At 53.4% G+C, this 13,292-nt stretch carries 17 protein-coding genes; all 17 read right to left on the reverse strand.

Translation table 11 applies throughout. The annotated features are described in order from the left end of the window. Positions 1–20: 20 nt before the first annotated feature. The 17 genes from F560_RS0111735 to F560_RS0111815 all read right to left on the reverse strand — a co-directional run bounded on the left by F560_RS0111735 (position 21) and on the right by F560_RS0111815 (position 12,974). On the reverse strand, positions 21–1,328 hold the full coding sequence (locus tag F560_RS0111735; RefSeq protein WP_026298234.1) for a CpaE/TadZ family protein: 1,308 nt from the start codon (positions 1,326–1,328) through the stop codon (positions 21–23). Positions 1,329–1,386: 58 nt separating this feature from the next. Next, positions 1,387–1,581, reverse strand: coding sequence for a DUF5049 domain-containing protein (locus tag F560_RS23105; protein ID WP_019005932.1), 195 nt, complete (start codon positions 1,579–1,581; stop codon positions 1,387–1,389). A 79-nt stretch (positions 1,582–1,660) separates the two neighbouring features. Then, positions 1,661–1,873: a hypothetical protein gene (locus F560_RS0111745; RefSeq protein ID WP_019005933.1), complete on the reverse strand. Its 213-nt coding sequence runs from the start codon at positions 1,871–1,873 to the stop codon at positions 1,661–1,663. 13 nt (positions 1,874–1,886) lie between these two features. Further along, a complete protein-coding gene (locus F560_RS0111750) occupies positions 1,887–2,114 on the reverse strand; it encodes a hypothetical protein (protein ID WP_019005934.1) in 228 nt (75 codons plus the stop codon). Further along, positions 2,083–3,303 (reverse strand): DNA-methyltransferase, encoded by a 1,221-nt coding sequence (locus F560_RS25030; RefSeq protein WP_020621281.1) that lies wholly within the window; start codon positions 3,301–3,303, stop codon positions 2,083–2,085. Before F560_RS25030 ends, F560_RS0111750 begins: the two co-directional genes overlap by 32 nt. 117 nt (positions 3,304–3,420) lie before the next feature. After that, positions 3,421–3,849: a prepilin peptidase gene (locus F560_RS0111760; protein ID WP_083932068.1), complete on the reverse strand. Its 429-nt coding sequence runs from the start codon at positions 3,847–3,849 to the stop codon at positions 3,421–3,423. Next, positions 3,846–4,040, reverse strand: a complete 195-nt coding sequence (locus F560_RS0111765) for a hypothetical protein (protein ID WP_019005937.1) — start codon at positions 4,038–4,040, stop codon at positions 3,846–3,848. The genes F560_RS0111760 and F560_RS0111765 overlap by 4 nt, the downstream gene beginning before the upstream one ends. A 74-nt stretch (positions 4,041–4,114) precedes the next feature. Then, positions 4,115–4,426, reverse strand: a complete 312-nt coding sequence (locus F560_RS0111770) for a hypothetical protein (protein ID WP_019005938.1) — start codon at positions 4,424–4,426, stop codon at positions 4,115–4,117. 28 nt (positions 4,427–4,454) lie between these two features. After that, positions 4,455–5,237, reverse strand: coding sequence for a DNA adenine methylase (locus F560_RS0111775; RefSeq protein ID WP_019005939.1), 783 nt, complete (start codon positions 5,235–5,237; stop codon positions 4,455–4,457). Between the two features lie 17 nt (positions 5,238–5,254). After that, positions 5,255–5,596, reverse strand: a complete 342-nt coding sequence (locus F560_RS0111780) for a hypothetical protein (protein ID WP_019005940.1) — start codon at positions 5,594–5,596, stop codon at positions 5,255–5,257. A gap of 75 nt (positions 5,597–5,671) precedes the next feature. Beyond that, positions 5,672–6,823 carry a DNA cytosine methyltransferase gene (locus tag F560_RS23115; RefSeq protein WP_019005941.1) on the reverse strand — a complete coding sequence of 384 codons (1,152 nt, stop codon included), beginning with the start codon at positions 6,821–6,823 and terminating at the stop codon, positions 5,672–5,674. A 37-nt stretch (positions 6,824–6,860) separates the two neighbouring features. After that, positions 6,861–7,136 (reverse strand): hypothetical protein, encoded by a 276-nt coding sequence (locus F560_RS0111790; RefSeq protein WP_019005942.1) that lies wholly within the window; start codon positions 7,134–7,136, stop codon positions 6,861–6,863. Positions 7,137–7,224: 88 nt separating this feature from the next. After that, positions 7,225–7,437: a hypothetical protein gene (locus F560_RS0111795; RefSeq protein ID WP_156828964.1), complete on the reverse strand. Its 213-nt coding sequence runs from the start codon at positions 7,435–7,437 to the stop codon at positions 7,225–7,227. Positions 7,438–7,467: 30 nt separating this feature from the next. Further along, on the reverse strand, positions 7,468–7,773 hold the full coding sequence (locus F560_RS0111800) for a hypothetical protein (protein ID WP_156828965.1): 306 nt from the start codon (positions 7,771–7,773) through the stop codon (positions 7,468–7,470). A gap of 100 nt (positions 7,774–7,873) precedes the next feature. Beyond that, a complete protein-coding gene (locus F560_RS0111805) occupies positions 7,874–8,380 on the reverse strand; it encodes a TadE/TadG family type IV pilus assembly protein (protein WP_019005945.1) in 507 nt (168 codons plus the stop codon). Next, positions 8,361–12,590 carry a CARDB domain-containing protein gene (locus F560_RS0111810; protein ID WP_020621282.1) on the reverse strand — a complete coding sequence of 1,410 codons (4,230 nt, stop codon included), beginning with the start codon at positions 12,588–12,590 and terminating at the stop codon, positions 8,361–8,363. The genes F560_RS0111805 and F560_RS0111810 overlap by 20 nt, the downstream gene beginning before the upstream one ends. A gap of 159 nt (positions 12,591–12,749) precedes the next feature. Next, positions 12,750–12,974 carry a hypothetical protein gene (locus tag F560_RS0111815; protein ID WP_019005947.1) on the reverse strand — a complete coding sequence of 75 codons (225 nt, stop codon included), beginning with the start codon at positions 12,972–12,974 and terminating at the stop codon, positions 12,750–12,752. Positions 12,975–13,292 lie beyond the last annotated feature (318 nt).

Raw genomic sequence — 13,292 nt, forward strand, 5'->3', positions numbered from 1 at the left:
CATTGCTCCTTTCCATATGGTCAGAAACGTTTGAAGCGAAAGAACCGGTTCCATCTGGGTTCCTCAAGGATTCCCCTTCCAAACCAGTAACGGTCGACAAACGCATGGATTCGGGCCGCATAAGGTCCTTTCGTCGCACATTCGCCGCGCCGGACCGCTTCACCCACGGCTTCGTCCTCGGGAAGATCAAGTGCGTAAGGCCACGGAAGAAGTTCGCGCAAACGGTCTTTCGGAATCTTCTCCCGCATCCGGCTCCAGACCACCGCGGTATCCGGCGAAGGATACAAGGCGGACAAGAACGGTTTCATCCTGCCAAGATTGCGGATACTGGCCGGCTCGTCTGTGGTCATTAACCATAACTGTTCGGCCTGCTCCAAAGCCAGCTTCGTGATGGAGTCGAAATGGACGGGAGTATCGATGAGCACCGTATCCATTTCCGACTTCAGAAAACGGACGACGGCGATCAACTGTTCCCGCTCCAGAACCAACGTCCCCGCCTGGGCGGGAGCAGCGACAATAAAAAAACCCATCACCGTTTTCAGAAGACAGGCTTGGCTGGCTTTTACATCCTCGATCCGGCGTACCAGGTCGGCAATCGTCTTTTTTGGCTGGAGTTGCAAGGTGGAAGCCACGGATCCGTGCATCAAATCCAAATCCAGGATGCACACCCGGCCTCCCTCCCGAGCCAGTTTCGCCGCCAAATGAAGCAGAAAGGTGGTCGTTCCGACCCCTCCTTTGGCCGCATACGCGGCAAGAACGGAGGGCACATACTGGGCAAGTTCTGCGGAAACCGATGGAACTGGCGTTTCGTTTTTCTTTTCGGCCCATGATCCGGAAGGCGGCGTGGATACCGAAGAAACCGGCTCATGCCCCAAAATAAAGCGGGGGAATTTCTCCTGTTCGTGCTGTTCGTTCTGCGGGATCACTTCCTCTGAAGGAGCCTTTTGTGCCCGTTGGGAAAGCGGCACCGGGTCATCCGGCTCCATATTTTCGTCTTCTTCAAAGAGTAAGGAAGACTCCCGCGATGTTGACGGAGACGAAACGTACGCTTCAAAATCCGGTTCATCCGTGGGGGTGATCACGTTGGAAATCCCGATGGTCGCCCATTTTTCTTTTGGGATATTCTCGTCAGATAACAGAAGAACGGTCATCTTTTTGCGGACAAACACGGGCACGAATTTTTCCCAGCTAGCGTCCGCGGCATCGAGAACGACCAGTTTCCCTCTGACTTTATGGGCCTCGTGCAACACCCGCACCACCCATCCTTTTTCCCGAAGCCGATCGATCCACTCCTCACGATGGCGCGGCCGAAAAAGGACCAGCCGCATGTGTTCCGTCCTCCTTTCGCCATGCATGCCAACCGGAATCGGATACACCTTTTTCCTGTCAGGGTTTTACTTCAAACCCTTCAAAAACGCCGCGTGCGTATTCGTTCCGATGTTGCCGGATCCAATTGGCCGTCTCCGGGTAACCGAGCACTTCCGCCCAGTAGATCACAACAGGGACGTCCAGCATATTGGTGCGGCCCGATTGGCGAACCGCCTCAAGACCTTCATACACCTTTTGGGAAACTTGAATCATCGCATCTTCCACTCCTTTGGTTTAACTTGTGGATATGTTGTGGATACATTGTGAATATGAAAATTCGAAACGAAAACTGTCATTCCATCCTGAAGTCCTGGCCGTTCAACACACCGCGAAGCGCCCGTTCCAGTTGCCGGTCCGTTGCCTCCATGATGGTTCGCGGATCGTATCCCCTGTCCCCCGCATAAACAGCAAGATCCTTGCGGAAGTATGCATTTGATACGCAGTGGGAAACGATCAGGACCGTAATCCAATCCCTGGGCAACGTAATGCGGTTTTTCATCGCCATCCTCCATTCCTCTTTATTGCAGGGCAAACATCCGCCAATAATTTCGGATTTCATCCAATTCCCCGCTGTGCCACAGACTTTTCCCGGCTGATGTTTCAAATTGCCACTGCCACTGGTTGATGCGATCGCGGCGCACATACACGGTCACCGGATTTCCGTATTTGTCTTTCGTATTTAATCGAACGACATTGGGGCTGATCGGCATCGTTTCAATAAATAACAGAAACTGGGACTGGCTCATCGGGGCATCCCTCACTTCCCTTCACGGTTTTTATGGAATGTACAAAAGTCTCAATCCGGCTTTTCGCCATATCCGCATATTGGGGATTCAACTCAATCCCGATAAAAAAACGGCCGTGTTTTACGGCCGCAATCCCTAATGATCCGGAACCAAAAAAGGGATCCAATACGATCCCCCCTTCCGGACAACTTGCCAGCACACAGGGTTCGATCAATTCGACAGGGAATGTGGCAAAATGAGCCCCGCGAAACGGTTTGGCGGGAATGGTCCACACCGTTCGTTTGTTTCTCCCTTTCCGGTTCAGTCCCTGACCGGCATCCAACGCTTCAAGCGCTCCTCGCTTCCCCCGGATATTTGGTCTTGGCCGAAGGAACGAATGGGCTGGTTGTCCCGGTGCCCCACTTGAATATTTATGGGAAAAGCCAACGGCACGCTGTTGTCGCTGATAGGATTCCGGTTTATGAGGTTCACGGATGGCATCGGCATCGTAATAGTACTGCTTCGATTTGGACATCAAAAAGAAATATTCATGTGCCTTGGTTGGCCGATCTTTCACACTCTCCGGCATAACGTTCGGCTTCGACCAGATGACATCGGATCGGAGAAACCATCCATCCTGCTGAAGGGCAAAAGCAACTCTCCATGGGATACCAATCATGTCCTTCGGTTTGAGAACCGGATGTTTTCCATCCTGCGGGCGGGTTATACCCGGGCCGCCTATTTGCTGATGCGGACGGTTCAATGAGACGTGCGCACGAGCCGCCTGCCGTTCCGGGGAGGTTTGTCCGCTTCGTCCCTTGCCGCCCCAGTAACTGTCACCCAAGTTCAGCCACAACGTGCCGTCCGGGCGAAGCACCCGACGAATTTCCCGGAAAATGATGATAAGATGCTGGACATACAATTCGGGTGTTGGTTCAAGACCCAATTCTCCGCGCCAAGCTCTGCATTTCAAGCACAGCTCCGATGCAGGAAACGTGGAAACGCTCCCCCCGTTTGTTACCTGCTTTCGGTCTGTTCTTGCGGGCTTCCCATCTTGCTTCTTTTCCGACAACTCTTCCCAGTGATGGATGCAATCCTTCTCTCCGCCCCAGATTTGCGGCTCAGTCCCGTAATGCCGCAATCCATAATACGGCGGAGAAGTGATACACGTATGAATGGAACCGCTTGGTAATTCCTTCAAGGCATCCATGCAATGCCGCTGAATAATCACATTCACGAAAAAAGAGAAGTTCGACTGAACCTGCGCGCATTGACCATGTTCCAGTGTTGTTTCACCCTTTCCTTTGCCATATTTGTTTGATTCGATTCAAATCGTGAAGGATTGACCGCACGTGAGCAATGCCGCGGCAGCAAGCGGGATGGCAAAAGAAATCTTCTTATTTGCACCCCGTTGATGTTGAGTACAGGCAAATGCCAACCAAAGCAATGAGAACATGAAAGCCCATAAACACAAACTGGCAAATCGCGAAGGACCCAAGAGAGTTCCATATGCCATCATGAGCTTTACATCCCCGCCGCCCAACCATCCTTTCAGATAGGGAACAATCAACATGCTTGCGGATAAAAAACCTGTTAAACTTTCCATCGTATTTCCATCTAAAACGTTCAGGAGGAATCCGCATAAGATCCCTCCCAGGCTCACTCCATTCGGTATGATTTGATCCTTTCCATCGTACCAAGCAGCTAACAATGCCATGGTGGTTACCAAACCAACGGACAATCCGGCGATCATCATTTCTTGTATACACGGAAACCTGTCGAACCCTTGTCAATACCAAGGCGATTATGGTGCATGAACAAAGCATAATCCACAAGCTTTTCGGCTTCCGCATAAGTGGATACCTCGATTGAACCGCGTTCACAAACTTGCTCTACCTTTTCCTCCAGCTCAGCATCGATATGCTCCCACTTGTGCCCATTCACCATGTCTCACCTCCGAAGTACTTCGACTCCATCATGAACTTTCTATAGCTCCCGATCCTTTCGCCTGCTCGTCCATGTTACACCCGATTGAGAATCGTCCGGGCCGTTTCGACATCGATCACGCAAACGTAGCGGGCATAGTTGTATCCCTGCGGATCCACCGCCAGCACGCGCTTTTTGTCCGTAAGAATGAGCAGTGGACAGTCCTTATGCTCCCGCATGACATCCAGATCTTCAAGCCGAATCGCCGCATCCATCTCCTGGGGAGTAACAAGAAAGATTGGAACATCCCGGTAAAGAATGTGTGAGGCATCTGGGTTTCCTTCATATCCCGGAATGCGATTGAACTTCCGCAATTTCCCGAACACTTTCACGTCCATTTTCATCATGCGTGGCCCTCCATCCGTACAACTGGAATCAATCTGCCTCCTCTGGCGGGTAATTGGTAATGAACAGTTCCTTAACCGGCTGCCGGCCGCTTTGCTGTCTGCAAAGGGTATACCGGGTTTCCACTTCTTCGATATAAAACGGCTTATACCATTCCCGCACCACCGGATGGTCGTTAATGCTGAGCAGAAACTTCCCTTTGATCCCGGCCAATAAATCCCGCAATTCAAGCTGGTGCTCTTTTGTGAATTTGTAAATGTATCCCGAAAGCTCGAAATAGGGAGGATCGCAATAAAAAAAAGTGTCCGGCGAATCGTACCGCGGGATCACTTCTTCAAAGGACCGGTTTTCAATGTACACACCGATCAGTCGTTCATGGGTCTCCCTGAATTTCTTTTTCACATCGCTCATATTGTAGGCGGGTCTTGTCCGGGAGTATCCCCAGTCGTCACAATCGTTGTATTTGCCCCCGAAGTGGGAATAGATCCGGTAGTAGAAGTCATAGGCGCGCGTCACAGGGTCCCGTTCCTCGTTCCTTCGCGCCATGATCCGTTGAAATTCATCGCGGGCGTACAAGGCCCATTCAAACCTTTGCGCCAACTCCTCCCAATTTTCCTGGATCACGCGAAAAAAATTTACCAGCTCCGAGTTAATATCGGCAAACACCTCGACTTTTGACCGTTCCTTTCCGAACAACACCCAGCCGGCGCCTCCAAAAACTTCCACATAGCACGTGTGAGGAGGAAAACGACGGATAATTTCTTTTCGCAAGCGGGATTTCCCCCCTTGCCAACGAATCGGGCTTTTGAGCATACCGATTCCTCCTTTGCTCAGACGCTGTTTCTCTCGATGGAAGGATGGCTGCTGCCATTCTCCGTTTCTTGCGACAAAAAAGTTCGCAATGTCTTTCCCCGGTAAAAAATGCGATCATCCGGTACACTCAGGTTACTCGCATATTGAAAAACTTTGTCCAAAATGCTTTCCCATTGGGGGCTGTGTCCCAAAAAATAAACTTCTTTCCCCGGTACAACCCCTACGAGATAAAACTCACCCTGTTCTTTGATATAGAGCTGTAAATCCATGGCACATCCGACGCTTTCTTTTAGGATGTTATTTTCACACCCTTGGAGAGTGAACGAAATGAAAGCGGTCCGTCCTTCTTGGATCATCATGCAGCAGCAACCGGATCATCTCCCCGTCATCATCGAAGATGATCCGGACTTTTCAGGAGTAAAATCATAGGCTGTTTAACTGTTCAGCGCATTCGATATACTTTTCGCCAGCAGATACGCCAGCCTTGGAGGGACCGCATTGCCCACCTGCCGGTACTGGGCCGTCACACTTCCCGTAAATACATAGGAGTCAGGAAAACTTTGAATCCGGGCGCATTCCCGTACGGTAAAGCGTCTTGGTTTCTGCACGGCCAACGGACCCGAATCCGGGTTGTTCCTTTCTTGCACGGTTCCCATGTAACCTGGATGGATTCCGTTCGTTCGGGCATGAGCCGTAATCGTGTGACAAGGGCGTTTCCAACTGGTCTGGCGATTGGCTTGACGAAATGCACCGTCTAATTTGACGTTGTCAAATAAATGACCGTAATGATTGAATATTCCCCCCGGATGCGCCAAGTCAACATCTTTGGCCAAATGTGCCGTGATCGTTTTGCATGGCTGGTCCCAGGACATGACCTTGCAATCAAATATTGCGGCTCCCTTGCCATTCTTCCGGATCCTGTGCTTCATCGAAGGAGGCATCGGGTTATGCAGCACATGATTGGGCAGAGCCGCGGGCTCCTCCAAAGGGTCGGGCAAATCCCCAATGGCATCCTGCAATACAGGTCTGCTTGGATCTTCCTCCGGCCACTGAAAGTTAACGTTTAAATCTTCGCGAAATCCGATGATAAACACCCGCTCTCTTACTTGCGCAACACCGTAGTTCCAGGCATTCAACAGCTTCCAGTGCAAGCGGAATCCGGCGCGTGCAAGCAAAGTCAGGATGGATTCGAAATGGATACGTTGTTTTTGGTACAACAACCCTTTCACATTCTCCATCAAGAAAAACCTGGGCTGGATTTCCTTTAAGATTCGGGCGTATTCGTAGGGCAACTGATTTCTCGGATCGCCCGGATCATGTTTTCCGGCAATGCTAAACCCTTGGCATGGCGGCCCGCCCAGCAAACCGGTGATGGATTTGCCTCCAGCCAAATCCATTAACGTATTCCCATCCAGTTCCGCCACGTTGGCGCGAAGAACACCAGCTACGGGATGATTCTGTTGAAAAGTCCGAAGAGCGGAAACGTCCAAATCCACGCCAAGCGCAATATGAAAACCGGCCCATGCAAACCCGAGGGAAAGCCCTCCTGCCCCGCAAAACAAATCAATGCAGGTACCGTAATCCATTTCCCCATTCCTTTCTCCATTTTCTGGGAGGAACGGGTTAATACTCCCTCGGCAACAAAGCCGTGGCTACGAGATAATCGCCGTAGTTATCGAAAATCACCCATATTTTTTCAGGCAAATGAAGATTCACGGTGTCCAGGATTTTGTCGTTGCCATCGGTAATTTCTACCCGTCCATTTTTCGGTTGGAAGGATATGAACCAGGACTTTTCTTTATTGGCGATCGCTTTGTCAAACAACGTCCGTAACACATGAGGGGGCAAATCCAGCCTTTCAACGCCCCTTGTCATCACCGTTTGAATCGGCTTTCCCATATGGATCCTCCTCATTTCCAAAATTCAAATGGCATAAAAAAACGACTTCGTTTCCGAAGTCGACACGCCCTTATCATGCTGCCTATGTCTAACACAAAAAATCATAAGAACTCGTTTTCCTGAACTTGCGGTAGAAATCTTCCGGGTCCGGGCCATTCAGTTTGACGGTTAAGTACCCCTTTTCGGCCAACGGGTCGACCATGCGTTCCAGCACGATACCACCGCACTTCACCACGTCCGAAGCATACGCATCCAGATCTCCGTTGTGCTCACATTCCCGAAAACGCAACGTCACTCTCATGAGTCTCCACCACCAATTCAATCTTTCAGGTCATTTCCGGATAACCGGCCGATCCTGGGAAAGAAGGTTGAATAATCCATCGTAGAGCATCTTGATGAGATCCTGATGCATGATCCATGGTTCAACAACCGTCCTGCCCGTTTTCATGTCGATGATCCGGAATAGGACCGATTGCGGATTGGACGGAAGCCATTTCATTTGGACGGAAAGCGTTGATTTGCTTCCTTTCTTCCCAACCTCCACCCAACCATCTTTCAGCGAAGAGGCCGCTTGCTTTTTCCTCCACAACATCATGGTTCCTCTTCCCTTTCTGGCCATCACGCGGAATTGCGTCAATCGCCACAGAACTCATTTTGTTTCCAGCGCTTCTTTTTCTAACCTTTTCTCTCCTTAAGAAAAAACTTGGTGCCAATTGATCTGTATCATGTTGGAAGCATTATGGATCTTCATCCCACAGACCGATTCCTTCCTGAGCACCCTCAGATGCGTCCTGGCCTTCCACAACACGATCGCGTTTGTCAAAAGTTCTTCTCGCTTCGACGGGGACGGACACGTTCCACCCGAAGAGGGAAAAGGCGCGAAAGCGAACGGCCGAACGGAAGACAAGGCTTCCGCGACCGTTCCCGACCGTAGTGACGGAACCGCTCCATTGTTCGGGATCGAGCCGGTTGTTTTCCATCCATTCGCTCACTTGTAAGGAAAGACGTCCATCGAATCCGCTCTCCTGAATCTCCCGCATCGCCAGATCGGCCACATGCTGAATCGAAAATGCGGCGACGATCCAGCGCATGAAATCAAATCCGATCAACAGGAAGAAAAGGAGAAAGGGAAGCAGGATGACAAACTCCAGGCTTGCTGATCCTCTCCTGTCTTGAAAGAAAGCACGAAGGGATAGCCCCTCTTTTGAAAATCTGCCCCTGTTCTTACGGAATCGTGACCGCATTGGATTTCACCATCGCCGAGTTTCCGCCCGGATACCGGGCGATCACTTCATACACGTATGTGCTTCCCGGCTTCACCGACGTGTCGGAAAACAACGTGCCGTTTGTTCCGTCGACCCTTCCCATCAGCGTGCTGATCGCTTGTCCCGATTCTTTCCGATAAATCAAATATTCCTTTGCCGCTTTGGGCACGTCCCAAGTAAGCAATACGGAGCGGTCATCGTCGACGGTTGCCCGGACATGCTCGGGATCGAACACGGCAGCGGGGTCTATGCCATCGGGCGGTTGAACCGTGATGGGAGCCGCCTCAAATTTGGGGGTTAACGTGCTCCCATAGGTGAAGCGATACTGGGCTTGAACCGCGTACGTGTACGTTTTGCCCAGCCGCGGCGTGCTGTCGACCCATTGCAGACGATCCCCGGTCAAAACCGCGATCAGCTTTTGGTACAGCGTGCCCGCTTCCTGGCGGTAGACAAAATAGTGGGCCGGTGCTCCCTCTGCCGCTCTCCAGGAAACGCGGACACTCTCTCCGAGTTGCTCCACGAATACAAAATCACCCACGTAGTCTTTCGGATCGGCATCCGGAGGACCCCAACCGGCTGGTGCGGATGCCGTGACCCGAACCGGCAGTGACGCCGCTTTTTCGGATTCTTTTCCGTTTTTCCAGGCGGACACGAAGTAGGTGTAGCTGTGATCCGGGCGCACCGTTTGATCGGTAAAGCGGGTTTCCGGCGTGATGCGGGAAGCAAGCAGCAAGACCGGACCGCTGTCTGTCTGCCGGTAAAGATTATACGCATCCGCCCCGTCTGCTGGAGGTTGCCAGGAAACGACCACTTGCCAGTCATCGTTCCGTTCAGCATGGACGTTCACCGGCGGCATCGGAGCCAACGCCGGTACCGCCACCGAAATGGGTACGGAAGCCGCTTGTCTTCCCTCGCTTTCCGCAATCACCCGGTATTGGTAACGATGCCCCGGTTGGACACCGCGATCCGTCCAGATCAACGTCTCTTCCGTCGTTGCGGATGATTGTTGAATTTCCTGCCAATCACCGGACTCGCGGCGTTCCAAACGGTAGGTTCGGGCTCCTTTCACCGTTGAGCTTTCCAGGCGTACTTCGTCAGTGGACGCATGAAGGATCCGCACGATGGGATTGTCGGAGAACGATCCCGCCGGACCAACCGGTCCGCTCCGATCCGATTCGGTTCCATCCCGGTCGACCGCCGTGACGTAATATTTCACCGGCAGACCCACTTCCAGGGATATGGAATCAACATAACGGGTCGTGCCCGCCGGAAGGCTTGCAATTTCTTTCGCTTCCTCACCGGGCATTTGCCGGTACAGTTTGTACGTGACCGGGAGTACGTTTCCCGCTTCCTCCCATTGAATGACCTGCGATGAGCCCCATTTGCTGAAACGGACAGGATCCGGTTTCAGCGGCTTCGCGGGCAACAACGTGACATTCGCTTCGGCAAAGGGGGAGAGATTTCCCTGATCATCGGCGGCAATCACGCGGACCGAGTAACGATGATTGGGTTCCGGTCTGAATTCCGCCTGTTTTACGCCAGCCGGAATGTTTCCCGCTTCCAGCCATTCGGCCTCCTTTTCATCCGCGTTCCGCAGATACAGGTGGATCGTCTCCAAACCTTCGTCCTCCGGTTCGTTCCACGTTACCCGGATCGTGCCGCTCGCCTTGTCCGCATGTACGGCAAGATCGCGAACCGCTGCCGGTGGAATCGTGTCCGCCGCTGTGCGAAACGCCTGCCGGACGCCGGCCGATCGATTGCCGCTCTCATCGATGGTCTGGAGCTGGACGATCATCTCCGTACCTGGTGAAGTATGCAAAAAGGTGGCCCGCTCTACGCCTTTTTCCACCCGGATCGGTTCTCCGAAAGGAGTGCCGTCCGGCCGCAACAGGCGAAGTTCCACAAACCGCAGGTCCTCATCGCCGGGGTCCCGCCACCTCACTTCCACGGAGCGTCCTTCATAACCGGATGTGATGCCGACCTCCGCCACTTCATCCGGCGGGACGGTATCCCGCGGCGTGACCATCACTTGGGTCAACCCGGCAGAAGCATAACCGGCCGTATTGATCGTTCGGATCCGTAACGTATAGGACGTTTCAGGGGTCAATCCGGAAAAGGTTCGGGTCCTGATCCCCTTGTCCACCCGGATTGGAGTACCGGTCCCCCCGGTTGGCGCAAACGTCATTTCCACATGATCGAAAAAGACGTCCGCCGGGTCCGTCCAAGTGACCGTGATGGAGCGCCCGTCCGGAGTCGCTGTCCACTCAAGACCGGTGACTTCCTGCGGCGCAACCACTTGGATGCTCTTCTGAACCGTATTGTTGTCTTCCCGCGCTTCCGGGATTTGATTGGCCGCATCCGCCACGACTTGGAACGTGTTCGGTCCAGCCGGTTGCGCCGGAAGATTCGGAATATCAAAGGTGGTCGTATTGCCAGGCTCCAACCGTTCGATCGTTTGTTGCGCGATCACGGTTCCGTTTTGCAGCACATCGACGCGGAAGGCTCCGGCAGCGCCCTGACCTTGGTTGGTCACCCCAATCCGGACGGTCAAGCTCCCGCCCTGGGGAACCATATCCGGGAAAATGGAAAGGGAGGGGGTCAAATCCACCCGGTGCAATACCTGAACCGTTCCCGAGATTTCGTTGTTGGTTTCACTCGCTTCCGCAATTTGCCCGCCGGAATCCACCACGGCTTTCAGCGTGTGATTGCCCGGGCCCGCAGCCTGGAACGAAAACGAGACTTCCGTGCTGGCACCGGGAGATAGGCCGGTCACCGTCTGCTGGCCGATCAGGCGGCTTTCGTCATACAACGAGACGTTAAAACTTCCAGCCGGCTGTTCCCCCTCGTTTTTCACCTGTACTTTTGCCACCACGGGGGCCTGCTCCAGCACCGAACCGGAGGGAACCGTCGTCATCGCGAACGGCCGCAGATCGGGCAGCTGGTTGATGTGTACGGACAAGCTGGCCCAGTCGCTCCAGGCGTCGTACTGATCCATGGCCTGAACGTCAACCGTATAGTTCTGTCCGTAGGCCATGCCCTGAAGGACGGCAGAAGCGCCGGATTGTGCCACTTCCCCGCTGTCCCAGACCACCGCAGCGCCCTGTTTCACCCTGATGTGCACCTTACCTTGCGCATGTCCGTCCGGGTCCGCATAATCCCAAAACAGAGTAGGGGTTTTCGTATTGGGACTATGGATCCGCAGATTGCTGACCGTCGGTTTCCGGTTGCCCACCGCGATCCGGTGCGTCACGGATACCGATTCCCCCGTCGGATCCGTCACGGTCCCTGTCACTTCCCAAACGCCGGGTTCTTTCAGCCGCACGCGGATGGTTGGGGTGTCTCCCAAAAATATTTCGCGCTCGCTGGGCGACAGCGCCTCCCAGTAATATCGGAGCACATCGCCATCAGGGTCCGAACCGGCCAAAGTAAATTCCAACTCCGTCGACGTTGTAATCGACCCCGGATCGACACCGGGAGGGAGGACGATCCGGCTGTCTGTCACCTGAGGCGGCGTATTCCGCTGAATTTGCGAAATGATGCCCTGATAAGCCGTTCGCAAATCGGTCGTGTTGTAATATTCGCCGCGCGTTCGGGCATTCAAGCTGCTCGCCTGACCGTACGCATCGGCGCCGGAACCGATGATATTCACCACAATGTTGTGACTGTTCAATAATGTCGCAATGCTCGTGACGTTATACCCGCTTTCCGGCTCTTTGAACGGGGCATCCGTGATCAGGATCACCATCCGTCCGGCCGTGGAACGCCCTTCATTCACAAACTTTAGTTGCGCGGTGAGCAGTGCGTTGATATCCGACTCCGGCGTATCACCCCCGCCGGTTGCCGAAAGTCCGCCCACCCGCGAGCTAAATGTGGACGCGCTGTTTGTGAAGCCGTACCACCATGGGCCGCCGTCGACCGATATGTCCTTAAAGTCGAGAAGCCCCAGACGGTAATCGAACCCCTCGGCCTGCAGCTGATTTGCAAACCATGTCGTTTCCGAGCGCACCTGCTGGATCCAGCCGGACATGCTGCCCGTCGTATCAATCGCCACAATGATATCCACCGTGGCGGATACCAAAGGCTCGCTCTGGGCTGCCCGGCTGGTGGACGGCAGCATCACCAGCAAGGCAAGCACAAGCAATAAGAAGCCTTTTAGCCGGTGCGTGATTCGTCTTGGCGAACTGAGCATTTGGCATGATCACCTCCAAACCGTTCTGTTCAACCTGATGCTTTTGTGCAACTTTACTCATGATTTCTTTTATCAACCATCATTCCGGAAATTCGTTCCGCTTACGTCATCGGCAATTTGGAACAGGGAGAGCGATTGGTCTCGCTCTCCCCCTTCCCTTTAATTGGTCCAAAGACCGCCGTCATAATTGACGGACGTGTTGGTGAGGACGCTTTGGAAGATGCCGCCGTCACCAAGGAGCGCCGATCCGAAGGCGGCGATGCCGGCAAACAGCAGCGTGCCGAGTCCCATGCCGGCAAGCAGCTTGACCATCGCCATGTTCCCCTCGTCAATCGAGGCGATGCCGCGTTCGTCCTTCAGCCACCTCATCAAGCGTTTTTTCATTGCGCCCGGCCCCGTCCCGTAAACCAGGGCCTTTCCTCCCACTATTATTTAATGTTTTCTCGCGTTTTCTCACTCGTTCTTAGATTTTCAACCATCGACCATCCTGAAAGATGGATAAGTCATGTAGCTATGACATAATTTTCTGGAGGAGCCGGAGGCGGGAATAGAGGTTGGGACGCTGTTCCCAATCTATGGATGAGTCGTATGACCGCACTCTGGATATCCACTCTATTCCCCCGACGGCTTACCCTCCCATGTCACGCTGGGTCTTAGCCCTTACATTCCTTCGTTCTGCCTCTCGAGGTGTGGACGCCGTTT

Origin of the sequence: Cohnella laeviribosi DSM 21336 (assembly GCF_000378425.1) — a bacterium.
Classification (GTDB): Bacteria; Bacillota; Bacilli; order Paenibacillales; family Paenibacillaceae; genus Cohnella; species Cohnella laeviribosi.

Coding starts and splice junctions, on each gene's coding strand:
- F560_RS0111735 (WP_026298234.1), bottom strand. CDS start 1,328: ATGCGGCTGGTCCTTTTTCGGCCGCGCCATCGTGAGGAGTGGATCGAT.
- F560_RS23105 (WP_019005932.1), bottom strand. CDS start 1,581: ATGATTCAAGTTTCCCAAAAGGTGTATGAAGGTCTTGAGGCGGTTCGC.
- F560_RS0111745 (WP_019005933.1), bottom strand. CDS start 1,873: ATGGCGATGAAAAACCGCATTACGTTGCCCAGGGATTGGATTACGGTC.
- F560_RS0111750 (WP_019005934.1), bottom strand. CDS start 2,114: ATGAGCCAGTCCCAGTTTCTGTTATTTATTGAAACGATGCCGATCAGC.
- F560_RS25030 (WP_020621281.1), bottom strand. CDS start 3,303: ATGGATGCCTTGAAGGAATTACCAAGCGGTTCCATTCATACGTGTATC.
- F560_RS0111760 (WP_083932068.1), bottom strand. CDS start 3,849: ATGATGATCGCCGGATTGTCCGTTGGTTTGGTAACCACCATGGCATTG.
- F560_RS0111765 (WP_019005937.1), bottom strand. CDS start 4,040: ATGGTGAATGGGCACAAGTGGGAGCATATCGATGCTGAGCTGGAGGAA.
- F560_RS0111770 (WP_019005938.1), bottom strand. CDS start 4,426: ATGATGAAAATGGACGTGAAAGTGTTCGGGAAATTGCGGAAGTTCAAT.
- F560_RS0111775 (WP_019005939.1), bottom strand. CDS start 5,237: ATGCTCAAAAGCCCGATTCGTTGGCAAGGGGGGAAATCCCGCTTGCGA.
- F560_RS0111780 (WP_019005940.1), bottom strand. CDS start 5,596: ATGATGATCCAAGAAGGACGGACCGCTTTCATTTCGTTCACTCTCCAA.
- F560_RS23115 (WP_019005941.1), bottom strand. CDS start 6,823: ATGGATTACGGTACCTGCATTGATTTGTTTTGCGGGGCAGGAGGGCTT.
- F560_RS0111790 (WP_019005942.1), bottom strand. CDS start 7,136: ATGGGAAAGCCGATTCAAACGGTGATGACAAGGGGCGTTGAAAGGCTG.
- F560_RS0111795 (WP_156828964.1), bottom strand. CDS start 7,437: ATGAGAGTGACGTTGCGTTTTCGGGAATGTGAGCACAACGGAGATCTG.
- F560_RS0111805 (WP_019005945.1), bottom strand. CDS start 8,380: ATGCGGTCACGATTCCGTAAGAACAGGGGCAGATTTTCAAAAGAGGGG.
- F560_RS0111810 (WP_020621282.1), bottom strand. CDS start 12,590: ATGCTCAGTTCGCCAAGACGAATCACGCACCGGCTAAAAGGCTTCTTA.
- F560_RS0111815 (WP_019005947.1), bottom strand. CDS start 12,974: ATGAAAAAACGCTTGATGAGGTGGCTGAAGGACGAACGCGGCATCGCC.